18 protein-coding genes and 1 tRNA gene are annotated in these 22,655 nt (G+C 73.2%); 16 read left to right on the top strand and 3 right to left on the bottom strand.

Annotated elements, in window-relative coordinates; translation table 11 throughout:
- Positions 1-36 precede the first annotated feature (36 nt).
- Complete coding sequence (locus ACWGB8_RS00700) at positions 37-1,023, top strand: ABC transporter substrate-binding protein (protein ID WP_452208804.1); 987 nt, start codon at positions 37-39, stop codon at positions 1,021-1,023.
- Between the two features lie 103 nt (positions 1,024-1,126).
- Complete coding sequence (locus ACWGB8_RS00695) at positions 1,127-2,347, top strand: serine/threonine-protein kinase (RefSeq protein ID WP_452208802.1); 1,221 nt, start codon at positions 1,127-1,129, stop codon at positions 2,345-2,347.
- Here ACWGB8_RS00695 and ACWGB8_RS00690 read toward each other — a convergent pair.
- Positions 2,309-3,004 carry an MBL fold metallo-hydrolase gene (locus ACWGB8_RS00690; RefSeq protein WP_452208801.1) on the bottom strand — a complete coding sequence of 232 codons (696 nt, stop codon included), beginning with the start codon at positions 3,002-3,004 and terminating at the stop codon, positions 2,309-2,311. The genes ACWGB8_RS00695 and ACWGB8_RS00690 overlap by 39 nt on opposite strands.
- Positions 3,005-3,264: 260 nt before the next feature.
- Here ACWGB8_RS00690 and ACWGB8_RS00685 point away from each other — a divergent pair, with 260 nt between their 5' ends.
- Entirely contained in the window at positions 3,265-4,116 is an 852-nt protein-coding gene (locus ACWGB8_RS00685) for a fumarylacetoacetate hydrolase family protein (RefSeq protein WP_452208799.1), read from the top strand.
- Between the two features lie 66 nt (positions 4,117-4,182).
- Here ACWGB8_RS00685 and ACWGB8_RS00680 read toward each other — a convergent pair whose 3' ends face one another.
- Positions 4,183-4,938 carry a TetR/AcrR family transcriptional regulator gene (locus ACWGB8_RS00680; protein WP_452208797.1) on the bottom strand — a complete coding sequence of 252 codons (756 nt, stop codon included), beginning with the start codon at positions 4,936-4,938 and terminating at the stop codon, positions 4,183-4,185.
- A 180-nt stretch (positions 4,939-5,118) separates the two neighbouring features.
- Between ACWGB8_RS00680 and ACWGB8_RS00675 the strand changes: the two genes are divergently transcribed.
- From ACWGB8_RS00675 to ACWGB8_RS00660, 4 genes are all read left to right on the top strand, one after another.
- Positions 5,119-6,825, top strand: a complete 1,707-nt coding sequence (locus tag ACWGB8_RS00675; RefSeq protein WP_452208795.1) for a DUF885 domain-containing protein — start codon at positions 5,119-5,121, stop codon at positions 6,823-6,825.
- Between the two features lie 208 nt (positions 6,826-7,033).
- Positions 7,034-8,593: an MFS transporter gene (locus ACWGB8_RS00670; protein ID WP_452208793.1), complete on the top strand. Its 1,560-nt coding sequence runs from the start codon at positions 7,034-7,036 to the stop codon at positions 8,591-8,593.
- 101 nt (positions 8,594-8,694) lie between these two features.
- The gene (locus ACWGB8_RS00665) at positions 8,695-9,588 is read left to right on the top strand and encodes a carbohydrate kinase family protein (RefSeq protein WP_452208792.1); all 894 of its coding nucleotides are present in this window, start codon (positions 8,695-8,697) and stop codon (positions 9,586-9,588) included.
- A 101-nt stretch (positions 9,589-9,689) separates the two neighbouring features.
- On the top strand, positions 9,690-10,103 hold the full coding sequence (locus tag ACWGB8_RS00660) for a PPOX class F420-dependent oxidoreductase (RefSeq protein ID WP_452208790.1): 414 nt from the start codon (positions 9,690-9,692) through the stop codon (positions 10,101-10,103).
- 79 nt (positions 10,104-10,182) lie between these two features.
- On the opposite strand, the gene ACWGB8_RS00655 is transcribed toward ACWGB8_RS00660, so the two are convergent.
- Positions 10,183-10,254: transfer RNA gene (locus ACWGB8_RS00655), tRNA-Arg, on the bottom strand.
- A gap of 187 nt (positions 10,255-10,441) precedes the next feature.
- On the opposite strand from ACWGB8_RS00655, the gene ACWGB8_RS00650 reads away from it, so the two are divergent.
- From ACWGB8_RS00650 to rpmE, 9 genes are all read left to right on the top strand, one after another.
- The gene (locus ACWGB8_RS00650; protein WP_452208835.1) at positions 10,442-10,879 is read left to right on the top strand and encodes a response regulator; all 438 of its coding nucleotides are present in this window, start codon (positions 10,442-10,444) and stop codon (positions 10,877-10,879) included.
- A gap of 162 nt (positions 10,880-11,041) precedes the next feature.
- Positions 11,042-12,697 (top strand): arginine--tRNA ligase, encoded by a 1,656-nt coding sequence (gene argS, locus ACWGB8_RS00645; protein ID WP_452208788.1) that lies wholly within the window; start codon positions 11,042-11,044, stop codon positions 12,695-12,697.
- A 92-nt stretch (positions 12,698-12,789) separates the two neighbouring features.
- Positions 12,790-14,184, top strand: a complete 1,395-nt coding sequence (gene lysA, locus ACWGB8_RS00640) for a diaminopimelate decarboxylase (protein ID WP_452208786.1) — start codon at positions 12,790-12,792, stop codon at positions 14,182-14,184.
- 136 nt (positions 14,185-14,320) lie between these two features.
- Complete coding sequence (locus ACWGB8_RS00635) at positions 14,321-15,613, top strand: homoserine dehydrogenase (protein ID WP_452208784.1); 1,293 nt, start codon at positions 14,321-14,323, stop codon at positions 15,611-15,613.
- An 8-nt stretch (positions 15,614-15,621) separates the two neighbouring features.
- Positions 15,622-16,710: a threonine synthase gene (gene thrC, locus ACWGB8_RS00630; protein ID WP_452208782.1), complete on the top strand. Its 1,089-nt coding sequence runs from the start codon at positions 15,622-15,624 to the stop codon at positions 16,708-16,710.
- Between the two features lie 454 nt (positions 16,711-17,164).
- Positions 17,165-18,082, top strand: a complete 918-nt coding sequence (thrB, locus tag ACWGB8_RS00625; RefSeq protein WP_452208780.1) for a homoserine kinase — start codon at positions 17,165-17,167, stop codon at positions 18,080-18,082.
- Between the two features lie 608 nt (positions 18,083-18,690).
- The gene (gene rho, locus ACWGB8_RS00620) at positions 18,691-20,781 is read left to right on the top strand and encodes a transcription termination factor Rho (RefSeq protein ID WP_452208778.1); all 2,091 of its coding nucleotides are present in this window, start codon (positions 18,691-18,693) and stop codon (positions 20,779-20,781) included.
- 206 nt (positions 20,782-20,987) lie between these two features.
- Positions 20,988-22,184, top strand: a complete 1,197-nt coding sequence (locus ACWGB8_RS00615; RefSeq protein WP_452208776.1) for an LCP family protein — start codon at positions 20,988-20,990, stop codon at positions 22,182-22,184.
- A gap of 145 nt (positions 22,185-22,329) precedes the next feature.
- Positions 22,330-22,551 (top strand): 50S ribosomal protein L31, encoded by a 222-nt coding sequence (rpmE, locus tag ACWGB8_RS00610; protein WP_452208775.1) that lies wholly within the window; start codon positions 22,330-22,332, stop codon positions 22,549-22,551.
- The last annotated feature ends 104 nt before the right edge of the window (positions 22,552-22,655 follow it).

The raw sequence follows: 22,655 nt of genomic DNA, 5'->3' as shown, positions 1-22,655 counted from the left end.
CGAACCGAACCGAATCGAACCCGAAGGAGCACCGCCGTGTCCCTACCCCGCCGCGCCCTGCTGGCCTCCGCCGCCGCCCTCGCCGCACTGTCCCTGACCGCCGCCTGCAGCAGCTCCCCGAACGCCTCGACCGCCGCGCCCGCCAAGGGCAGCACCGCCCCGAACGGCATCACGGTCAACCTGACGCCCCAGCAGAACCGCATCACCACGCCCAAGGTGGACGCGATCGCCGCGCTCGTCCCGGAGGAGATCAGGAAGAGAGGCACGCTCACCGTCACCAACTCCATCGGGACCACACCACCGCTGGACTTCTACGCCAACGACGACAAGACCGTCATCGGTGTGGAGCCCGACATCGCCGAGCTGATCGCCAACGTGCTCGGCCTCAAGGTGGAGTTCAACCCGGTCTCCTGGGAGAACATCTTCGTCGGCCTGGACAGCGGCAAGTACGACGTCGGCATCTCCAACATCACCGTCACCGAGGCCCGCAAGGAGAAGTACGACTTCGCCACCTACCGCCTGGACATCCTCGGCTTCGAGGCCAAGAAGGGCAGCGGCTGGAAGGTCTCGGGCCCGCCGGACGTCGCGGGGAAGACGATCGCCGTAACCTCCGGCACCAACCAGGAGAAGCTGCTGGTCTCCTGGAGCGAGCAGAACGTGAAGAACGGCCTCAAGGCCACCGACATCAAGTACTTCCAGAACTCCGCCGACTACTACCTGGCGCTGTCCTCCGGCCGGATCGACGCCTACCTCGGCCCCAACCCGACGCTCGCCTTCCACGGTGCGCAGACCGGCGAGACCGAGGTGATCGGCACCTACTCGGGTGGCGGCGCGGACGTCCTCGGCAAGATCGCGGCGACCACCAAGAAGGACAACGGCCTGGTCAAGGCGCTGCACGGGGCCATCGGGGAGATCATCAAGAACGGCACGTACGGCCAGGTGCTCAAGCGCTGGGGCCTGGACAACGAGGCCCTCCAGTCGTCCGAGATCAACCCGCAGGGCCTGCCCAAGCCCAAGCCGTAGCGCCGTTCACCTCCGGGCCCGCCCCCACCGCTATCCTCGACCCGTCCACCGGGCGCCGACCGCCGGTGAACACCGTTCCGAACCAGCGGACTTGGGGGCAGGCATGAGGGCGGGGGAACTACTGGACGGGCGCTACCGGCTGGTCCGGGAGCTCGGCCGGGGCGGGTTCGGCGTGGTCTGGGAGGCCTACGACGGCAAGGTGGGCCGGCCGGTCGCGGTGAAGGTCATCTCGGAGCAGAACGCGACCGACGAGCGCGAGGTGCGCCGCTTCGTCGCCGAGGCCAGGACGGTGGGGGGCCTGTCGCACCCGCACATCGTCACCCTGTACGACCTCGGCGAGGTCGCCGACGGCGGCTTCGCCACCCACTACCTGGTGATGGAGCTGGTCCGGGGCCGGCCGTTGTCCGCGGTGCTCAAGGACGGCGCGCCGGACCCCGGGCAGGCCCTGGAATGGGTGCGCGAGGTCTGCGGCGCGCTGGACGCCGCCCACCGGGCCGGGGTGGTGCACCGCGACATCAAGCCCGAGAACGTGATGATCACCGACGACGGCGAGGCCAAGGTCCTGGACTTCGGAATCGCCCGCCTGATGAGCCACACCAGCGGTCTGACCTCCACCGGCAGCGTCATCGGCAGCCCGCCGTACCTCGCCCCCGAGCGCTGGGCCGGCGCCAAGGTCGACGGCCGCGCCGACCTCTACTCGCTCGGCGTGGTGCTCTACCAGCTCTGCACCGGGCGGCGGCCCTTCACCGGCCCGTCCCCGGTCGAGTACATGCGCCAGCACGTGCAGGAACCCCCGCCGCCGCTGCGCACCGCCGACCCGGCACTCACCGCCCTGGTGCTCGACCTGCTCGCCAAGGACCCGGCGGACCGGCCCGCCGACGCCGCCGAGGTCCGCCGCCGGCTGCGCGACCTCGGCACCCCGGCTCCGCCGCCGCCCCCGGGCCCGAGCCCCGAGCAGCTGCGCCGCCGCGCCGACCGGGCCTGGCAGCTGGGGGCGGACGGGAACCCGGCGGAGGCGGTGGCCGTGCTGGAGGGGCTCGTCCCGCAGCTCGCCCGGCTCCACGGCCCGGACGACGTGCGCACCCTGCGGACCTGCCACGACCTGGCGCTCTGGCGGGCCCGCGGCGGGGACCCCGGCGCGGCCGCGGCCCTGCTGCGGGAACTCGTACCGCGGCTCGCCGGCCTGCCCGGGGCCCGCGCCGACGTCCTGCGCGACCTCGCGCACTGGGAGGCCGAGGCGGGGCGCGGCGGCCCGAACGGCGCCGCCGCGCCCGCCCTGGCGGCGCTACTCGCCGGTGGTGGCGGCGGCCTTCAGCGCGGCTGAGGCGCCGGTCGCGATCGGGTCGCCGTGGCCGAACACCGCCGTCTCCGCGTCCAGTGCGGCGAGCCGGTGCATCGACTCGGCGGCCCGCTCGGAGTCCAGGTTGAAGACGCCGAGCATGGTCCGCCCCTGCACGTTGGCGATCGCGTCGCCGGTGAACAGCACCCCCGGGCCGGGCAGGTGCAGTGCGAGGCTGCCGTCGGTGTGCCCGGGCACGTGCACGACGACCGCGCCGCCGCCGAAGTCCAGGACGTCGCCGTCGGACACCTCCCGGCCGACCCGGCAGGGCGGGGCCTGCGGTATCGGGGGCAGCCCGGCCCAGATCTCCTCCTCGAACGGGCGGAGCACCGGCGGCGCGGCCTCCTGCTCGCCCCGCACCACCGGGGCCTCCAGCCGGTGCGCCACCACCAGCGCCTGCGGCCGGCGCGCCGCGAGTTCGGCCGCCGAGCCGGTGTGGTCGGCGTGGTGGTGGGTGAGCACGATGTGCCGCAGGTCGGCCGGGTCGGCCCCGGTCCGTCGGATCGCCTCCTCGATCGCGTCCGCCGAGCCGGCGATCCCGGTGTCGACGAGGGCCAGGCCGTGGTCGTCCCGCCAGAGGTAGGCGGTTCCGAAGGTCAATGTGATCATGTGCAGTTCGGGTCGTACGCGCGTGATCTCCATACCGGTGATCCTGCGTGACGCCGCCGTCCGGCATGCGGCCTGTTCGCCCTGGGCTGTGCACCGTTCGCCCACGGCGGAGCCTGTCAACCGTGCGGCCGTCCTATGTGGGTCATGACCCAGGAGGCCTGTTTGAGAGGAATTCTCCGACCGGGATCCCCTGGTTCGCAGGTGGGAGGCGTTGATATACCTCGGATGCATGAGACCGGGACGGGTGTGCGGCCGTCCCGGCGAGCTGCGACGAACCAGGTGGTGACGCTCAGATGAAGCTCCTCCGTGTCGGACCCCCGGGTGCCGAGCGCCCGGTCGTGCTGGGGCAGGACGGCACCGCGTACGACCTCTCCGGGCGCGCCCGGGACATCGACGGCGCCTTCCTGGCCGGACTCGACCCGGCCGAGCTGGCCCGGGCGGTGGCCGACGGGCTGCTGCCGGTCGCGGACATCGCCGGGCAGCGGGTCGGGGCGCCGGTGGCCCGGCCCGGCAAGGTGGTCGGCATCGGCCTCAACTACCGGGACCACGCCGAGGAGGCGGGCGCGCAGCTCCCGTCCGAGCCGGTGATCTTCCTCAAGCCGAGCTACACCGTGGTCGGCCCGTACGACGAGGTGCTGGTGCCGCGCGGCGGCGACCGGACCGACTACGAGGCCGAGCTCGCCGTGGTCGTCGGCCGCACCGCCCGCTACCTGGAGAGCCACCGGGAGGCGGCGCAGGCCATCGCCGGCTACACGGTCGCCAACGACGTCACCGAGCGCGGCTTCCAGTTCGACCGCGGCGGGCAGTGGGACAAGGGCAAGTCGGCGGAGACCTTCACCCCGCTCGGCCCCTGGCTGGTCACCGCGGACGAGGTCGAGGACCCGCAGAGGCTGCCGCTGAAGCTCTGGGTCAACGGCGAGCTCCGGCAGCACGGCTCGACCGCCGACATGATCTTCCCGGTGCTCGAACTCGTCCGCTACGCGAGCCAGTTCATGGTGCTGGAGCCCGGCGACGTGATCGTCACCGGCACCCCCGCCGGGGTCACCCTGGGCCGGCCCGGCACGCCGTTCCTCGCCCCGGGGGACGTCGTCGAGCTGGAGATCGACGGCCTGGGCCGCCAGCGCCAGGTGCTCGGCAAGGCGTAGCGCCAGGCGCGGCGTCCGTCCCGTCCCGTCCGGCCCCGGGCACGGGGGCCGGGGCCGGGAGCGGCCTCAGGGCGCCTGCGCCGCGTCCGGCGGGGTCAGCAGCGCCCGCAGCCGGGCCTGGCGGGTCGAGTCGGGCCCCTCCAGCGCCAGCAGTGCGGCCAGCACCTGCGCGGTCTGCGGATCGTGCAGGGCGGTCGCCGCCGCCATCGCCACGAACTGGTCCACCAGCCAGTCCCGCAGCTCGGTGACCGGCAGCGTCCGGCCCTCGTCCAGCCAGCTCAGCGAGGCGCCCTCGACCACCGAGATCCACGACCGCACCAGCAGCGTCAGCCGCGGCCCGGCCGCGCGCACGCCCAGGTGCCGCAGCGTCCGCTTCAGCGCCGCCCGCCGGACGTCGTCCACGATCGCGGACGTCCGGGCCGTCTCCACCACCGAACCGCCGCGCAGCAGCGCCGAGTACCCGGCGTCGTGCTCCGCCACGAACGCGAAGTAGCTGTCCAGCACGGCCGACAGCTGTTCCGTCGGGGTGCCGCTGACCGGCACCGTGAACCGGCCGGTCAGCTCGTCCGCCGCACTGCGCAGCGCGGCCTCGTACAACTGCTGCTTGCCGCCCGCGAAGTAGCGGTACACCAGCGGCCGGGAGGCGCCGGCGGCCTCGGCGACGTCGTCCAGACCCACCTCCTCCGGCGGGCGGGTGGCGAACAGCTCCAGGGCGACCGCGATCAGTTGCTCCCGGCGCTGCTGCACCGGCAGCCTGCGGTACCCGCTGCGTCTGGGGCGGGCCTCGGCGTCGGACGGGACAGGCGCTGAGCTGGCTTCCATGGCGGCCAGCGTAGTGGGCGGCCCCCGAATCCGTTCCCGACCTGCGCGGTACTTTCCGAACGAATGTTTGCGCAGGTCGGCGGGGCCGCCCCGGTCCGCGCCCGGCGCGCGCCGCGCTCCCGGGCGGCGGTCTGCGCGGTGGCCTCTTGCATTCGGCCGGGACCGCGAAATGATGTCCGAATGGTTGAAGAACTCATCAACTCCGACGGCACCACCCCCCGCCGTATCGCCGACGCCCACGTCCGGGCCCTCGCCGAGCTCGACCCGCTGACCGCGGTGTACCTCGGGCTGAACCCCGAGGACGACCGCCTCCCCGACTACTCGCCGGCCGGCCGCGAGGCCGTCGCCGACCTCGCCCGCCGTACCCTCGACGCCCTGGCCGCCGCCGAGAAGGCCGGGCTCGCCGACGACGACGCCGAGCGCCGCTGCGCCCGCCTGCTGCGCGAGCGGCTGACCGCCGAACTCGCCGTCCACGAGGCGGGCGAGGGCTTCCGCGAGCTGCGCAACCTGGGCTCGCCGGTGCACAACGTCCGCGAGGTCTTCACCCTGCTGCCGACCGGGACGGAGGAGGAGTGGGCCGCCGTGGGCCGCCGCCTCGCCCGGGTGCCCGAGACCCTGCGGACCTACCGCGAGGGCCTGGAGGAGGGCGCCCGGCGCGGTCTGTTCGCGGGCCCGCGGCAGGTCGCCACCGTCTCCGGGCAACTGGCCGAGTGGCTGGAGGGGCCGGGCGGCGCGGGCTGGTTCGGCGAGTTCGTCGCCCCCGCTCCCGAGTCGCTGCGCCCCGGGCTGACCGGTCACGCGGTCGCCGCGACGGAGGCACTGGCCGCCCTGCGCGACTGGCTGCGCGAGGTCTACGGGCCGGCCGCGGCCGGCACCTCCGACACCGTGGGCCGCGAGCGCTACGCCCGCTTCGTGCGCTACTGGACCGGCGCCGACCTCGACCTGGACGAGGCCTACCGCTGGGCCTGGGGCGAGTTCCACGACCTGCTGGCGCAGATGAAGGCCGAGGCCGAGAAGGTGCGGCCGGGTGCCACGCCGATGGAGGCGATGAAGTGGCTGGAGACCGACGGTCCGGCGATCGAGGGCGCGGAGGCCGCCCGTGAGTACCTCCAGGGCCTGATGGACGGTGCGATCGCCGACCTCCAGGGCATCCACTTCGACCTGGCCGAGCCGGTCACCCGGGTCGAGTCGCGGATCGCCCCGGCCGGCAGCGCCGCCGCCCCCTACTACACCGCGCCCTCGCTGGACTTCAGCCGCCCGGGCCGCACCTGGCTGCCGACCCTGGGCCGGGACTCCTTCCCGGTCTGGGACCTCGTCTCCACCTGGTACCACGAGGGCGTCCCCGGCCACCACCTGCAGCTCGCGCAGTGGAACTACGTCGCCGACCGGCTCTCCACCTACCAGGTCAGCCTCGGCGGGGTCAGCGCCAACGTGGAGGGCTGGGCGCTGTACGCCGAGCGCCTGATGGACGAGCTGGGCTACCTCACCGACCCGGGCCACCGCCTCGGCTACCTCAACGCCCAGATGATGCGCGCGCTGCGGGTCATCGTCGACATCGGCATGCACGTCGGCCTGGACTTCCCGGCCGACTCGCCGTTCAAGCCGGGCGAGCCGATGCTGCCGGACGACGCCCGGGCGTTCTTCGGCGCGTACTGCGGCCTGTCCGACGAGTTCCTGGACAGCGAGCTGGTCCGCTACCTCGGCATGCCGGGCCAGGCGATCGGCTACAAGCTGGGCGAGCGCGCCTGGCTGCGCGGCCGGGCGGCGGCGCGGGCGGCGCACGAGGCGCGCGGCGAGGTGTTCGACCTCAAGGCGTGGCACATGGCGGCGCTGTCGCAGGGCTCGCTGGGTCTGGACGACCTGACGGCGGTGCTGGCGGAGCTGTAGTCCGCGGGTCCCGGACGTCCCGGCGTTCCGCACGGGCCCGGGCCGGTCGCACCGGCCCGGGCCCGTTCCGCGCCCGCATTGTCCGATGGATTCCGATAGGTGTCGATTCAACCGATTTGGTCAGGATTTTCCTTGCGCTCGGCTCCGCCGCGCGTTTGGCTGGAAGACGACTGCGTGACCTCTCCGCACCTCTCCGGAAGGCTCAACAGTGTCTGCGAATCCAGCCACCACCGGACCCGGCACGGCGGACAACCGCCGTTGGTGGGCGCTGGCCGTCATCGCCATCGCCCAGCTCATGATCGTCCTCGACATCACGATCGTGAACATCGCCCTCCCCTCCGCCCAGGAGGACCTGGGCATCTCCGAGGCCAACCGGCAGTGGGTGATCACCGCCTACACGCTGGCCTTCGGCGGTCTGCTGCTCCTCGGCGGACGCCTCGGCGACCTCTACGGCCGCAAACGCGTGTTCATCATCGGCCTGCTCGGCTTTGCGCTGGCCTCCGCGATCGGCGGCGCCGCCAACGGCCCGGCGATGCTCTTCGGAGCCCGCGCCCTCCAGGGCGCCTTCGGCGCACTGCTGGCCCCCTCGGCCCTGGGCCTGCTCTCCACGACCTTCTCGGACCCGCGGGAGCGGAGCACGGCCTTCGGCATCTTCGGCGCGATAGCCGGCGGCGGCGCCGCGATCGGCCTGATCTCCGGCGGCCTGCTGACCGAGTACCTGAACTGGCGCTGGTGCCTGTTCGTCAACACGCCGATCGCCGTCGTCACGGCCTTCGCCGCCGCCTCGGTGATCACCGCCGACCACATCGCCAAGGGCCGGCGCATCCCGCTCGACCTGCCCGGCGCGGTGCTCGGCTGCGGCGGTCTGCTCGCCATCGTGTACGGCACCTCCGAGGCCGTCACCCGGGGCTGGGGCGACTGGCTGGTGCTCGGCTCGCTGGGCCTGGGCGTCCTGCTGCTGGTGGCCTTCGTCCTGGTGGAGAAACGCTCCCCGCACGCGCTGCTGCCGCTGCACATCGTGGCCGAGCGCAACCGCGGCGGCGGTGCGCTCTCGGTGGGCCTGGCCATGATCGGCATGTTCGGCCTGTTCCTGTTCCTGACCTACTACCTGCAGATCATCAAGGGGTACTCGCCGGTCCTGACCGGCGTCTCGTTCCTGCCGATGACCGGTGCGATCGTGCTCAGTTCGACCGCGATAGCCGCCCGGCTGATGGTCCGGGTGCCGTCCCGGAACCTGATCGGGCCCGGACTGCTGCTGGCCGCCGCCGGCATGGCCTGGCTGACCCAGATGAAGGTGGACAGCCCGTTCGCGACCATGGTGCTGCCGGCCGAACTGCTGCTCGGCTTCGGCATGGGCCTGGTCTTCATGCCCTCGATGAGCCTGGCCACCCTGGGCGTCGCGCCGAACGAGGCAGGCGCCGCCTCGGCCACCATCAACTCGGCCCAGCAGGTCGGCGGTTCCTTCGGTACCGCGCTGCTGAACACCATCGCGGCCAGCGCCACCGCGAGCTTCCTGGCCACCCGGGTCGCCTCCGACCCCGCCGTGCAGGCCGAGGGGGCGGTGCACGGCTACGCGGTGGCCACCTGGGTGGCGATGGGCATCCTGCTGGCCGCCGCACTGATCGCCTACCTGATGATCGACCACCGGCCGGCGCCCGGTGAGGCGCAGGGCGAGGTCGCCCCGGCGCCCGGCGCCGCCGCGCAGTCGCCCGCCGGGGCGCCGCGGTCCTCCGAGGTCCCGGCCGCCGAACACCCGCACTCGCCATGAAAGTTACTGCAAGTCCTTGCAGTCGCCGGGCGGCGCCTGCTTGACTCCTCGCACCACCGGGGGAGCCCGGGGAACCCCGCCGGGACCGAGGAGGCGCCGCCGTGCCCGAGTTCGACCTGCTCGTCGTCGGAGGGGCCGGCGTGGACACCGTCGTCCGCGTCGACCGCCTCGAAGTCCCCGCCGGCGACTCGCAGTACGCCCCGCCGATCCGCGACTTCGCCGGCCACACCGGCAACGGCGTCGCCCTCGGCGCCCACCACCTCGGCCTGCGCACCGCCTTCATCGACCACCTCGGCGAGGACCCGCAGGCCGACCTGCTGCTCGCCGAGTACGCCCGCCACGGACTGCACTTCGACCACCTGGTCTCCCCGCACGGCACCCCGCGCGCGGTCAACCTGGTCGACGCCGAGGGCCGCCGGTTCTCCTTCTACGACGGCCGCCACCCCGCCGACCTGCGGCTGCCCCGGGAGTTCTACCTCCCGTACGCCGAGCGCAGCCGGCACGTCCACCTCTCCATCACCGGCCCCAACCGGGACATGTACGAGGACCTGCGCCGGCTCGGCCGCACCACCTCCACCGACCTGCACGACTGGGACGGCCGCAATCCCCACCACCGGCACTACGCGGTCAACTCCGACCTGGTCTTCCTCTCGGTGGCCGGCTGCCGGGGCCGCCACGAGGAGGTGATGCGCGCCGTCCTCGTCGAGGGCCGGGCCACCGCCGTGGTCGCCACCGCCGGCGCCGAGGGCTGCTACCTGCTCACCCGCGGGGGCCCGCTGCAGCACCTGCCGGCCGTCGACCCCGGCCTGCCGGTGGTGGACACCAACGGCGCCGGGGACGCCTTCGTCAGCGGCTTCCTCTGGGGCCGGCTGCAGGGCCGCCCGCCGCTGGAGTGCGCCCGCCTCGGGACGTACGCCGGGGCCCGCGCCTGCACCGCGGCCGGCACCCACACCGCCTTCGTCACCCCCGCCGAACTGGCCCGCTGGGCCGGCTGACCGGTTCCCGGCCCCGGCCTCACGCCCCTCTCCGCCCCGGTCGCCGGCCGACCCGCCGGTATCCGGGCGGACGGAGCCGGGTCCCGGGTAGTGTCCCGATCATGACAGCAACCCTCGGACCCGCCGTCCGCAAGCTCCTGGACGCCCCGTACCCGGCCGTCCTCGCCACCCTCAACCCCGACGGCGCCCCGCAGACCTCGGTGGTCTGGGTCGGCCGGGACGGCGACGACCTCCTCGTCTCCAGCCAGGCCGGCCGCGCCAAGGAGCGCAACATCCGGCGCGACCCCCGGGTCAGCCTGACCGTCTACTCGCTCGACGACCCGCTGGTCTACGCCGAGGTCCGCGGTCTCGCCACCGTCACCGAGGACGCCGGCCGCGCGCTCGCCGTCGCGCTCGCCGAGCAGTACGAGGGCCCCGGCGCCGGCCGCGAGTACCTCGACCTGCCGCCCGAGGAGGTCCGCGTCGTCCTCCGGATCACCCCGCACCGCGTCCTGGGCAGCGCCACCCGCGGCTGACCCGCCGCCGGACATGACGAAGGCCCAGGTCGGTGGCAACTCGCCACTGGCCTGGGCCTCTTCGGCACTCCTTGCGAAGTGCCCCCGGCAGGATTCGAACCTGCGCACCCGCCTCCGGAGGGCGGTGCTCTATCCCCTGAGCTACGGGGGCCTGCTGTCTGCCGCTCGCGTTCGCTTGCGACGTGGAGAACACTACCAGGCCCGGGCCGTGCTCCGTGCACGGGTTCTGGCGGAGCGTGCCCGGCGCCGGGTGAGGGGTGATCGGGGCGGCGGAGCGGAAGTGTGCAAAGCCCGGACGGGGCGACGGGGGCGCGGATACCCTCGGTGAGGTGTCGGGAGTGTCCGGGCGGGTCCTCGTGGTGGACGACAGCGAGGTGATCCGCCAGCTGATCAGGGTCAACCTGGAGCTGGAAGGCTTCGAGGTGGTGACCGCCGCGGACGGTGCCGAATGCCTGGAGGTGGTCCGGCGGGTGAGGCCGGACGTGGTGACGCTGGACGTGGTGATGCCGCGGCTGGACGGCCTGCGCACGGCGGCCCGGCTGCGGGCGGCGCCGGGCACCCGGCGGCTGCCGATCGCGATCGTGAGCGCCTGCACCCCCGCGGACCTCGACCGCGGCGAGTCGGTCGGCGTGGACGGCTACCTCGGCAAGCCCTTCGACCCCGCGGACCTGGTCGCCCTGGTGCGCCGACTGATGGCGCTCGGCGCGGGCGGCGGCCGGACCGGCCGCTACGCGTACGGCTTCGGCGAGACGAGCGTGCAGCCGCTGCCGGACTGACGGCCCCTGCTCCGGGAGGCGGTCCGGCGGGCCGCCCACCCGGGGCGCGATTCAGCCCTCGGCGAACAAAGGCGTAGGGATCGCTGGTGACCACCGCACCCGGCGTCTCAACGGGCAAACCGAGTGGCGGGCGGGCGCCCCCTCTCGCCTACGCTTGGCGTCGTGACACCCGCAGAGCTTTCCCAGGCAGTCCAGGCCGCAGTGAGCGCCGCCGTCGAGGCGGGCGAGCTGACCGTCGCCGTGCCCGAGCACGTGACGGTCGAGCGACCCAAGAACAGGGACCACGGCGACTACGCCACCAACGTGGCCCTCCAGCTCGCGAAGCCGGCCGGTGTGCCGCCGCGAGCCGTCGCGGAACTGCTGGCCGCCCGCCTGCGAGGGATCACCGGCGTCGCGAAGGTCGACATCGCCGGTCCGGGCTTCATGAACATCACGCTGGACGCCGCCACCCAGGGCGAGCTGGCGCGCACCATCGTCGAGGCCGGCACCGCGTACGGCCGCAACGAGGCCCTCAAGGGCCTGAAGATCAACCTGGAGTTCGTCTCGGCGAACCCGACCGGCCCGATCCACATCGGCGGCGTCCGCTGGGCGGCCGTCGGCGACTCGCTGGGCCGCATCCTCAAGGCCACCGGCGCCGACGTCACCACCGAGTACTACCTCAACGACGCCGGCGTGCAGATCACCAAGTTCGCCGCCTCGCTGCAGGCCGCCGCGAACGGCCGGCCCGTCCCGGAGGGCGGCTACGTCGGCGAGTACATCGTCGACATCGCCAAGTCGATCACCGACGCCGTGCCCGGCGTGCTCGACCTGCCCGAGGCCGAGCAGCTCCAGGTCTTCCGCACCGAGGGCCTGCGGCTGATGGTCGCCGAGATCGAGCGCTCCATGGAGGAGTTCGGCGTCCACTTCGACACCTACTTCTCCGAGAAGTCGCTGCACGAGTCCGGCGCGGTGGCCAAGTCCATCGACCGGCTGCGCGAGCAGGGCCACGTCTTCGACCAGGACGGCGCGATCTGGCTGCGCACCACGGACTTCGGCGACGACAAGGACCGCGTCCTGATCAAGGCCGACGGCGAGACCACCTACTTCGCCGCCGACGCCGCGTACTACCTGAGCAAGCGCGACCGCGGCTCCGAGGTCTCGGTCTACATGCTCGGCGCCGACCACCACGGCTATGTGAACCGGCTCAAGGCCATCGTCGCCTGTGCGGGCGACGACATGGACCGGAACATCGAGGTCAAGATCGGCCAGTTCGTGAAGATGCTGCGCGACGGCCAGGAGGTCCGCCTCTCCAAGCGCGCCGGCAACATCATCACGATCGACGACGTCGTCGAGTGGATCGGCGTGGACGCCGCCCGCTACATGCTGGCGCGCTCCTCCACCGACTCCACGATCACCATCGACATCGACCTGGTCACCAGCCAGAAGGCGGAGAACCCGGTCTTCTACGTGCAGTACGCGCACGCCCGGATGTGCTCGGTGCAGCGCAACGCCGTGGAGAAGGGCATCACGCGCGGCGCGGACTTCAAACCGGAGCTGCTGTCGACCGAGTGGGAGTCCAACCTGCTCGGCGAGCTCGCCCAGTTCCCGGGCGTGGTGGCCAAATCCGGCGAGTGGCGCGAGCCGCACCACGTCGCGACGTACCTGGAGAAGCTCGCCCGCGAGTACCACCGCTTCTACGACAACTGCCAGATCCTGCCGAAGGGCGACGAGGAGGTCACGGACCTCACGCACGCCCGCCTCTGGCTGGCCGACGCCACGCGCACGGTCATCGCCAACGGCCTGACGCTCCTGGGCGTCACGGCGCCCGAGCGGATGTAGGCAGCAGCCCCCCAGTGCACAGCCGGGGGCGGTGGACGGTCAACGGGGACCGTCCACCGCCCCTCGCCATAGGTCCAGGAAGACTGAAGATCATGAGTCGCTCCGCACATCCCGCAGGGCCCCGTCACGGCGACGTGCTGCCCGAGGGGCACTACCAGGCACCGCCGGCCGACCTGAACGCGCTGGACCCCAAGGTCTGGTCGCGGACCGTCACCCGCGGCGCCGACGGCGTCGCCACCGTCGGCGGCCTCGACGTCAGGCGGCTGGCCGCCGAGTTCGGCACCCCGGCCTACTTCATGGACGAGGACGACTTCCGCGCCCGGGCCCGCGCCTGGCGCGACGCCTTCGGCACCGCGGCGGACGTCTACTACGCCGGCAAGGCGTTCCTCTCCAAGGCCGTGGTGCGCTGGCTGCACGAGGAGGGCCTGAACGTCGACGTCTGCAGCGGCGGCGAGCTGCAGGTCGCGCTGGCCGCCGGGATGCCCGGCGAGCGGATCGCCCTGCACGGCAACAACAAGTCGGTCGCCGAGCTGGAGCAGGCCGTGAAGGCCGGCGTCGGGCACATCGTGGTCGACTCGTACGAGGAGATCGAGCGGCTGGCCGCGATCGCCGGGGCGCAGGGCGTCCGCCAGCCGGTGCTGATCCGGATCACGGTCGGCGTCGAGGCGCACACCCACGAGTTCATCGCCACCGCGCACGAGGACCAGAAGTTCGGCCTCTCGCTCAACGGCGGGGCGGCGGCCGAGGCGGTCCGCCGGGTGCTCGCGCACGGCGAGACCCTCGAACTGCGCGGCATCCACTCGCACATCGGCTCGCAGATCTTCGACACCGCAGGCTTCGAGGTGGCCGCCCGCCGGGTGGTCGGCCTGCTGGCGCAGATCCGCGACGAGCACGGCGTCGAGCTGCCCGAGATCGACCTCGGCGGCGGCCTCGGCATCGCGTACACCAGCGAGGACGACCCGCGCGAGCCGGCCGAGATCGCCGCCGCGCTGGCGGAGATCGTGCGCCGGGAGTGCGCCGCGGCCGAACTGCGGGCGCCGCGGCTGTCGGTGGAGCCGGGCCGGGCGATCGTCGGCCCGACCGCGTTCACGCTCTACGAGGTGGGCACGGTCAAGCCGCTGGAGGGCCTGCGCACCTACGTCAGCGTGGACGGCGGGATGTCCGACAACATCCGTACCGCGCTCTACGACGCCGAGTACTCGGTGGCCCTGGTGTCGCGCACCAGCGAGGCCGAGCCGATGCTGGTACGAGTGGTGGGCAAGCACTGCGAGTCGGGCGACATCGTGGTCCGGGACGCCTTCCTGCCGGCCGACCTGGTGCCCGGCGACCTGATCGCGGTGCCCGCCACCGGCGCCTACTGCCGCTCGATGGCCAGCAACTACAACCACGCCCTGAAGCCTCCCGTGGTGGCCGTGAGGGACGGTGCGGCCCGGGTCATCGTGCGGCGCGAGACGGAGGAGGATCTCCTGCGGCTCGATATCGGATGACGAAATTCTTGTCTCAGATCATGGAACGACCGTAGATCCGTACGGAAAGTCCCGGAGACTGGTACGGACCGAACTTTCGGCGGCACGCGAACGACCGCCGGAACCGAAGAGCACGACGATTGCAGAGCGGAGTCGGATGATGCGTACGCGACCGCTGAAGGTGGCGTTGCTGGGCTGTGGTGTGGTGGGCTCCGAGGTGGCGCGCATCATGACGACGGACGCCGCCGACCTCGCCGCGCGCATCGGCGCGCCGGTGGAGCTCGCCGGCATCGCGGTGCGCCGGGCCGGCCGGGTGCGGCCGGGCGTGCCGGAGCACCTGATCACCACCGATGCCGAGGCGCTGGTGAACCGGGGCGACATCGACGTGGTCGTCGAGGTGGTGGGCGGCATCGAGCCGTCCAAACACCTCATCCTGTCGGCCTTCCGCAACGGTGCCTCGGTGGTCAGCGCCAACAAGGCGCTGCTCGCCCAGGACGGCACCGAGCTGCACGCCGCGGCCGCCGAGGCCGGCGTCGACCTGTACTACGAGGCGGCGGTGGCCGGGGCGATCCCGCTGATCCGCCCGCTGCGCGAGTCGCTGGCCGGCGACCGGGTCAACCGGGTGCTCGGCATCGTCAACGGCACCACCAACTTCATCCTCGACAAGATGGACACCACCGGCGCCGGCTACTCGGAGGCGCTGGAGGAGGCCACCGCGCTGGGCTACGCCGAGGCCGACCCGACCGCCGACGTGGAGGGCTTCGACGCCGCCGCCAAGGCCGCGATCCTGGCCGGCATCGCCTTCCACACCAAGGTCACCGCCGCGGACGTCTACCGCGAGGGCCTGACCGAGGTGACCGCCGCCGACATCGCCTCCGCCAAGCAGATGGGCTGCGTGGTCAAGCTGCTGGCGATCTGCGAGCGGGCCGCCGACGGCGAGTCGGTGACCGCGCGGGTCCACCCGGCGATGATCCCGCTGTCGCACCCGCTGGCCTCGGTCCGCGAGGCGTACAACGCGGTGTTCGTCGAGGCCGAGGCGGCGGGCCGGCTGATGTTCTACGGTCCGGGCGCCGGCGGTGCCCCGACCGCCTCCGCGGTCCTCGGCGACCTGGTCGCGGTCTGTCGCAACAAGCTCGCCGGCTCGACCGGCCCGGGTGACTCGGTGTACACCCGGCTGCCGGCCAAGCCGATGGACGAGGTGGTCACCCGCTACCACGTCAGCCTGGACGTCGACGACCGCGCGGGCGTGCTCGCCCAGGTGGCGTCCGTCTTCGCCGAGCACGGCGTCTCCATCGACACCGTGCGCCAGCAGGGCCGCGACGGCGACGCCTCGCTCGTCGTGGTCACCCACCGCGCCACCGACGCCGCCCTGTCGGCGACGGTGGACAAGCTCCGCGCACTGGACAGCGTGCGCGACGTGGCCAGCATCATGCGGGTCGAAGGGGAGTAGGAACAGCCATGAACGCCGTGATCGACAGAGGCGCCCACACCCACCAGTGGCGAGGGCTGATCGAGGAGTACCGCGACCGGCTGCCGGTCGGCGACAGCACGCCCGTGGTCACTCTGCTCGAAGGCGGGACGCCGCTCGTACCCGCGCAGGTGCTCTCCGAGCGCACCGGGTGCGACGTCTTCCTGAAGGTCGAGGGCGCCAACCCGACCGGGTCCTTCAAGGACCGCGGGATGACGATGGCCATCTCCAAGGCCAAGGAGGAGGGCGCCCAGGCCGTCATCTGCGCCTCCACCGGCAACACCTCGGCCTCCGCCGCGGCCTACGCGGTGCGCGCCGGCATGGTGTCGGCGGTGCTGGTGCCGCAGGGCAAGATCGCCCTCGGCAAGATGGGCCAGGCGCTGGTGCACGGCGCGAAGATCCTCCAGGTGGACGGGAACTTCGACGACTGCCTCACCCTTGCGCGTGAACTGTCGGAGAAGTACCCGGTGGCCCTGGTCAATTCGGTGAACCCGGTGCGCATCGAGGGCCAGAAGACCGCCGCCTTCGAGATCGTGGACATGCTGGGCGACGCCCCGGACATCCACGTCCTGCCGGTCGGCAACGCGGGCAACATCACCGCGTACTGGAGGGGCTACCGCGAATACGCGGCGGACGGCCTGGCCGCCCGCACCCCGCGCATGTGGGGCTTCCAGGCGGCGGGTTCGGCCCCGATCGTGGACGGCGCCCCGGTGCTCAAGCCGCAGACGATCGCGACCGCGATCCGGATCGGCAACCCGGCCTCGTGGGACTTCGCGCTCGCCGCGCGGGACGAGTCGGGCGGCCTCATCGACAAGGTGACGGACCGTCAGATCCTGTCCGCCTACCGGCTGTTGGCCGCGCAGGAGGGCGTGTTCGTGGAGCCCGCCTCGGCCGCCTCGGTGGCCGGTCTGCTGGCCAAGGCGGAGGCCGGACTGGTCGACCCGGGCCAGCGGATCGTCTGCACGGTGACCGGCAACGGCCTCAAGGACCCGGACTGGGCGGTGGCGGGCGCCCCGCAGCCGCAGGTCGTCCCGATCGACGCGGAGGCCGCCGCGCGGCGCCTCGGCCTGCTGGACTGACCCGGCCCGTCGCGGCGGGTCCGGGCCGTACGCGGTGTCCGGAACCCGCGCGGTTCCGGACCGCGGACGACTGAACGCGGTCAAAATCCCGACCGCTGTCGAATTCCGGCCACGGGTGGGCCGACCCTTTCGGGGGTCGGCCCGCCGCCGTCTTCGACTGAACACTTTTGTGTCAATTCCGCTGCCCATTCCGGCGCCATTCCGGAGCGCATCCGGCGCGAATTCCGGCCAGAAGCGGCAACACACCAGATCGAGGGCCCACGGGGTGTACCACTGTGGAACCTGTCTTCGATAGTCTGGGTCCGGCCGTGTGGCACATGCCCCGGGCCCGGCCCGTCACTCGGGCCGCGCCGTCGACTGTGACCGCCCGCCCCGGATCGGGGCCCGCGGCCCGCCCCCCACCCTCGCACCGACGCGCTCCGCGCCGCCCGATTTCCCCAGGAGAGTCCACCGCATGGCCGGTCCTGCGTTCCGTGCCGCCGCCGTCCGGGTCCGGGTCCCCGCGACCAGCGCCAACCTCGGCCCCGGCTTCGACGCCTTCGGACTCGCGCTGGGTCTGTACGACGACGTGGTCGTCCGGGTCGCCGACTCCGGGCTCTCCGTCGACATCGCGGGCCAGGGTGCGGACACCCTGCCGCGCGACGAGCGCCACCTGCTGGTCCGCTCGATGCGCGCCGCCTTCGACCGGCTCGGCGGCCAGCCGCGCGGCCTGGAGGTCGTCTGCGCCAACCGCATACCGCACGGCCGGGGCCTCGGCTCCTCCTCCGCCGCGATCTGCGCCGGCATCGTCGCCGCCCGCGCCGTCACCATCGGCGGCCCGTCCGCGCTGGACGACGACGCCCTGCTCGCCCTCGCCTCCGAGTTGGAGGGCCACCCCGACAACGTCGCCGCCTGTCTGCGCGGCAACTTCACGGTGGCCTGGACCGACGAGGACCGCGCCCGGGCCGTCACCCTGGAGCCCTCCGACCGGGTGGTGCCGGTGGTGTTCGTCCCGGCGACCGAGGTGCTCACCGAGACCGCCCGCGGCCTGCTGCCGAAGACCGTCCCGCTGGCCGACGCCGCCGCCAACGCCGGCCGCGCCGCGCTGCTGGTCGAGGCCCTGACCCGGCGCCCCGAACTGCTGCTCACGGCCACCGAGGACCGCCTGCACCAGGACTACCGCGCCTCCGCGATGCCGGACAGCGCCGCGCTGGTGGCCGGGCTGCGGGCCGAGGGGGTCGCGGCGGTCATCTCCGGTGCCGGTCCCACCGTGCTGGCGCTCACCGACGAGGCCGGTGCGGAGAAGCTCACCGCCTTCGCCGGCCCGGAGTTCTCCGCGCACCGGCTGGAGCTCGACCGCACCGGTGCCTCGGTGCTCCCGCTCGACGCCTGAGCAGCGTCGGGCACCCCGTCCGGGGAGCCGGGATCCGCCCCGCCGGAGCCGGTTCCTCCGGACACGATTGGCAAGCGCAAGGCTGGGGAATGTGTGAGGGGGTCGGTAGTGTTAACCTCAATGCTGCACCAGGTGCCCTCCGGGGCTAGGTGCGCCGCGTCCCGATCCCAGCACTCCGCTTCCGCGGAGTCCCGGCGATGCACGGGGCGACGATTCTCCGGGAGCCCACCGCAGCGCGTACGCAGCCTGCCTGCGCGAATTGCGGCCGCATCCCGAAGCCGTGACGGCACCTGACTCCCACCCGCGGCCTCCCACCTAGAGGCCAGGACGGGCGGAGCGCGGGCCACCGTCACGCGACGGGGGCCCGGGATTCGCAGGCAGCGCGGGGGTAGCGCCCGGCCACAGGCCGGGGGAGGGGCGGCACGCGACCGTCCCACCGCGCCACTCAGCACCACCGTGCTTCAAGCACCACCTCGCAGCTCTCTCCCGACTGGATACGCCATTCGGGGGATCACCGCCTCGGACCGACGCAGTCGAGCGTTGGTCAGGACAGCACAACCGGTCGCCGAGCCAGACAGGCCGACGTCCGCTCCAGGGAAGGACCCTTAGTGAGCGACACCACCGATCTGATGGGCGCGCGCCCGGACGCCGAGGCGTCGGACGCAGCCGCCGCCCCTGCGGCCCCTGCCCGGCGCCGTCGTACCGCCGCCGCGGGCCTGGACGGCCTCGTCCTGGCCGAGCTGCAGAAGCTCGCCTCGACGCTGGGTATCAGCGGTACGGGGCGTCTGCGCAAGAGCCAGCTGATCGAGGCCATCAAGGAGAAGAGCGGCGGCGACCCGCTGCTCGCCGGCGCCGCGGCCCCCGCGCCCGCCGCCACCAAGCGCGCCGCCGCCAAGGCCGCCCCGGCCGAGGCCGAGCCGGCGGCCGAGAAGCCCGCCCGCCGCACCCGCGCCGAGAAGGCCGAGGCGCCCGCCGCCGAGGCCCAGGCCCAGATCGAGATCCCGGTCCAGGCCGCGCCCGAGGCCGCCCCGGCCCGTGCCGAGCGCACCCGCCGCCGCGCCACCTCCGCCGCCGGTGCCCCGGTCGCCGAGGCCGCCGAGGCGCCCGCCGCGGTCGCCACCGAGGCCAAGCAGGCCGAGGCCCGCCCGGCCGAGACCCGCGCCTTCGAGGGCCGCGAGGAGCGCACCGAGACCCGCCGCGACCGCCGCGACCGCCGGGACCGCCGCGAGGGCGGCACCGAGCGCGACGGCCGCCAGGAGGCCGGCGAGGCCCAGGCCGGCCAGGACGGCGACTCGCGCGAGTCGCGCCGCGACCGCCGCAACCGCCGCGAGCGCACCGACCGCCAGCCCCAGCAGGGCGGCCAGCCGCAGGGCGAGGGCCAGCAGAGCCGCCAGGGCGGCCAGCAGCAGCCGGCCGGCCAGCCGCAGGCCCAGCAGGGCGGCTACGAGGACGACGAGTTCGGCGACGGCCGCCGCGGCCGCCGGGGCCGCTACCGCGACCGCCGGGGCCGTGGCCGCCGCGAGGGCTTCGAGGCCGGCGTGGCCGAGCCGCAGGTCGGCGAGGACGACGTCCTGATCCCGGTCGCGGGCATCCTCGACATCCTCGACAACTACGCGTTCGTGCGCACCTCCGGCTACCTGCCGGGCCAGAACGATGTCTACGTCTCGCTCGCCCAGGTCCGCAAGAACGGCCTGCGCAAGGGCGACGCGATCACCGGTGCGGTGCGCCAGCCGCGCGACGGCGAGCGCCGCGAGAAGTTCAACGCCATGGTGCGCCTGGACTCCGTCAACGGCATGGACCCGGAGAGCGGCCGCGGCCGTCCCGAGTTCAACAAGCTGACCCCGCTGTACCCGCAGGAGCGGCTGCGCCTGGAGACCGACCCGGGCGTGCTGACGACCCGGATCATCGACCTGGTGTCGCCGATCGGCAAGGGCCAGCGCGGTCTGATCGTCGCGCCGCCGAAGACCGGCAAGACGATGGTGCTGCAGGCGGTCGCCAACGCGATCACCCACAACAACCCCGAGTGCCACCTGATGGTCGTCCTGGTCGACGAGCGTCCGGAGGAGGTCACCGACATGCAGCGGTCGGTGAAGGGCGAGGTCATCTCCTCGACCTTCGACCGCCCGGCGGAGGACCACACCACCGTCGCGGAGCTGGCCATCGAGCGCGCCAAGCGCCTGGTGGAGCTGGGCCACGACGTGGTGATCCTGCTGGACTCGATCACCCGCCTCGGCCGCGCCTACAACCTGGCGGCGCCGGCCTCCGGCCGCATCCTGTCCGGTGGTGTCGACTCGACCGCGCTGTACCCGCCGAAGAAGTTCTTCGGTGCGGCGCGCAACATCGAGAACGGCGGCTCGCTGACGATCCTGGCCACCGCGCTGGTCGAGACCGGCTCGCGGATGGACGAGGTCATCTTCGAGGAGTTCAAGGGCACCGGCAACATGGAGCTCAAGCTCGACCGGAAGCTCTCGGACAAGCGCATCTTCCCGGCCGTCGACGTCGACGCCTCCAGCACCCGCAAGGAGGAGATCCTGCTGGGCAACGAGGAGTTGGCCATCGTCTGGAAGCTCCGCCGGGTGCTGCACGCGCTGGACTCGCAGCAGGCGATCGAGCTGCTGCTGGACAAGATGAAGCAGACCAAGAGCAACGCCGAGTTCCTGATGCAGATCGCCAAGACGACCCCCGGGTCGGGCGACTGACGCAGGGTCGGCAGACGACGGGAGGGCCCCGGACCGCACGAGCGGTCCGGGGCTCCCCCGTTTCCGGGGCCCGGGGGAGGGGCCGGCGTCCCCAGGGCCGTTCGGGTGAACCGGCTGGGCGGGGCCGGTGCAGGGGCGGCGCACCGTTCCCGAGTTGCGATATTTCGAGGTCTTTCAAGCCTGTTGTCCGATTTATGCTGGTCCGTATGGCCGACCACAAGAGGGTCCTCAGTCGCCGCCGCAAGGTCCTGCGCGCGGCGGCCTGCGCGTTCGCCGCGCTGGTCGTCCTCGGCGCGGGTGCGGCCGGCTACGCGTACTTCCGGTTCAACGGGAACCTCAGGAGCGTCGACCTGGACGCCCAGCTGGGCACCGCCCGCCCCCCGGCGGCCACCGACGGCTCGTTCAACCTGCTGCTGCTCGGCTCCGACTCGCGGGCCGGCGGCAACGCCGAGCTGGCCGGCGGCGCCACCGGCGACACCGCCCGCTCGGACACCGCCATGGTGGTGCACGTCAGCCAGGACCACTCGCGGGCCGACGTGGTCTCGATACCCCGGGACACCCTGGTGGCCCGCCCGCAGTGCACCGACGCCCAGGGCAGGGCCGTCCCCGCGGCCAAGCGCGCGATGTTCAACAGCGCGTACGAGAGCGGCGGCGCGGCGTGCGCGGTGAAGACCGCCGAGCAGCTGACCGGGCTCCGGATGGACCACTACGTGGAGATCGACTTCAAGGGCTTCGCCCGGGTCGTGGACGCGATAGGCGGCGCCACCGTCACCACCACGGTGCCGATCCGCGACCGGGCCAGCGGCCTGGACCTCCCGGCCGGCACCCACCGCCTGGACGGCGAGCGGGCCCTGGCCTTCGTCCGCACCCGGCACGGCGTCGGCGACGGCAGCGACCTCGGCCGGATCGAGCTCCAGCAGCAGATGGTGAAGTCCCTGCTGCAGCAGGTCGGCGGGGTCGGCACGCTGGCCAACCCGGTCAAGCTCTGGTCGCTCGGCGACACCCTCACCCGCAGCATCACCACCGACTCCGACCTCGCCTCGGTGGGCGCCCTGGTGGGCCTGGCCCAGGAGCTCAAGCGGATCGGGCCGGACCAGCTGACCATGGTCACCCTGCCGGTGGTGACCGCGCCCGGCGACCCCAACCGGGTGGTCGAGCAGCAGCCCCGCGCCGGGCAGCTCTGGTCGGCCCTCAAGGCCGACCGGCCGGTGCCGGGGGAGGTCCTGGCCACCCAGCCGCCGAACCCCGCGCAGGGCACCCCCACGACCTCCCCGAAGGCCGGTACGGGTACCGCCCGCAAGACCTCCCCGAGTGCCGCCGCGGCCACCCCGGCCGGGGACCTCGCCGACACCCCGGGCCCCTCGCCGAGCCCCTCCGCGGCCCTGCTGCCCTGGCGTCGGTAGCCGCTCGGACGTGCCCGGAATATCCCGGGACGCCACCCGGTTTGGGAAGAAGCGGCCGGTCCTGGCAGACTGGTACGTCGGTCCCGGTTCACGTGCGGCATCCCCGTCGCCGACCCGGTGCCCTCCCGATCACTAGGAGAACCCCTTGAAGCCCAACGCTCACCCCGAGTACGTGGTCACCCGTGTGACCTGCACCTGCGGCGCCGAGTTCGTGACCCGCTCGACCGAGACCAGTGGCGAGATCCGCGCCGAGGTCTGCTCGCAGTGCCACCCGTTCTACACCGGCAAGCAGAAGATCCTCGACACCGGTGGCCGCGTGGCCCGCTTCGAGGCCCGCTTCGGCAAGCAGCACAGCGCGAAGGCCTAGCGCTCCCTCGGCGCCGGTCTCCGGCGTCCCCGTGCACGTTTCGGGGGCGCTGGGGCCGGCGCCGTTCGCGTCCCTCCGCACTCGCAAACCACCTGATCTCACGG

Source organism: Kitasatospora sp. NPDC054939, assembly GCF_053610105.1.
Note: the sequence above shows the minus strand (reverse complement) of the source record. Positions and strands in the feature narration are given on the sequence as shown.

What these genes read in the sequence shown, in the direction of transcription:
- ACWGB8_RS00695 (WP_452208802.1), top strand. Translation starts at nt 1,127, where the DNA reads ATGAGGGCGGGGGAACTACTGGACGGGCGCTACCGGCTGGTCCGGGAG.
- ACWGB8_RS00690 (WP_452208801.1), bottom strand. Translation starts at nt 3,004, where the DNA reads ATGGAGATCACGCGCGTACGACCCGAACTGCACATGATCACATTGACC.
- ACWGB8_RS00685 (WP_452208799.1), top strand. Translation starts at nt 3,265, where the DNA reads ATGAAGCTCCTCCGTGTCGGACCCCCGGGTGCCGAGCGCCCGGTCGTG.
- ACWGB8_RS00680 (WP_452208797.1), bottom strand. Translation starts at nt 4,938, where the DNA reads ATGGAAGCCAGCTCAGCGCCTGTCCCGTCCGACGCCGAGGCCCGCCCC.
- ACWGB8_RS00675 (WP_452208795.1), top strand. Translation starts at nt 5,119, where the DNA reads ATGGTTGAAGAACTCATCAACTCCGACGGCACCACCCCCCGCCGTATC.
- ACWGB8_RS00660 (WP_452208790.1), top strand. Translation starts at nt 9,690, where the DNA reads ATGACAGCAACCCTCGGACCCGCCGTCCGCAAGCTCCTGGACGCCCCG.
- lysA (WP_452208786.1), top strand. Translation starts at nt 12,790, where the DNA reads ATGAGTCGCTCCGCACATCCCGCAGGGCCCCGTCACGGCGACGTGCTG.
- ACWGB8_RS00635 (WP_452208784.1), top strand. Translation starts at nt 14,321, where the DNA reads ATGATGCGTACGCGACCGCTGAAGGTGGCGTTGCTGGGCTGTGGTGTG.
- thrC (WP_452208782.1), top strand. Translation starts at nt 15,622, where the DNA reads ATGAACGCCGTGATCGACAGAGGCGCCCACACCCACCAGTGGCGAGGG.
- thrB (WP_452208780.1), top strand. Translation starts at nt 17,165, where the DNA reads ATGGCCGGTCCTGCGTTCCGTGCCGCCGCCGTCCGGGTCCGGGTCCCC.
- ACWGB8_RS00615 (WP_452208776.1), top strand. Translation starts at nt 20,988, where the DNA reads ATGGCCGACCACAAGAGGGTCCTCAGTCGCCGCCGCAAGGTCCTGCGC.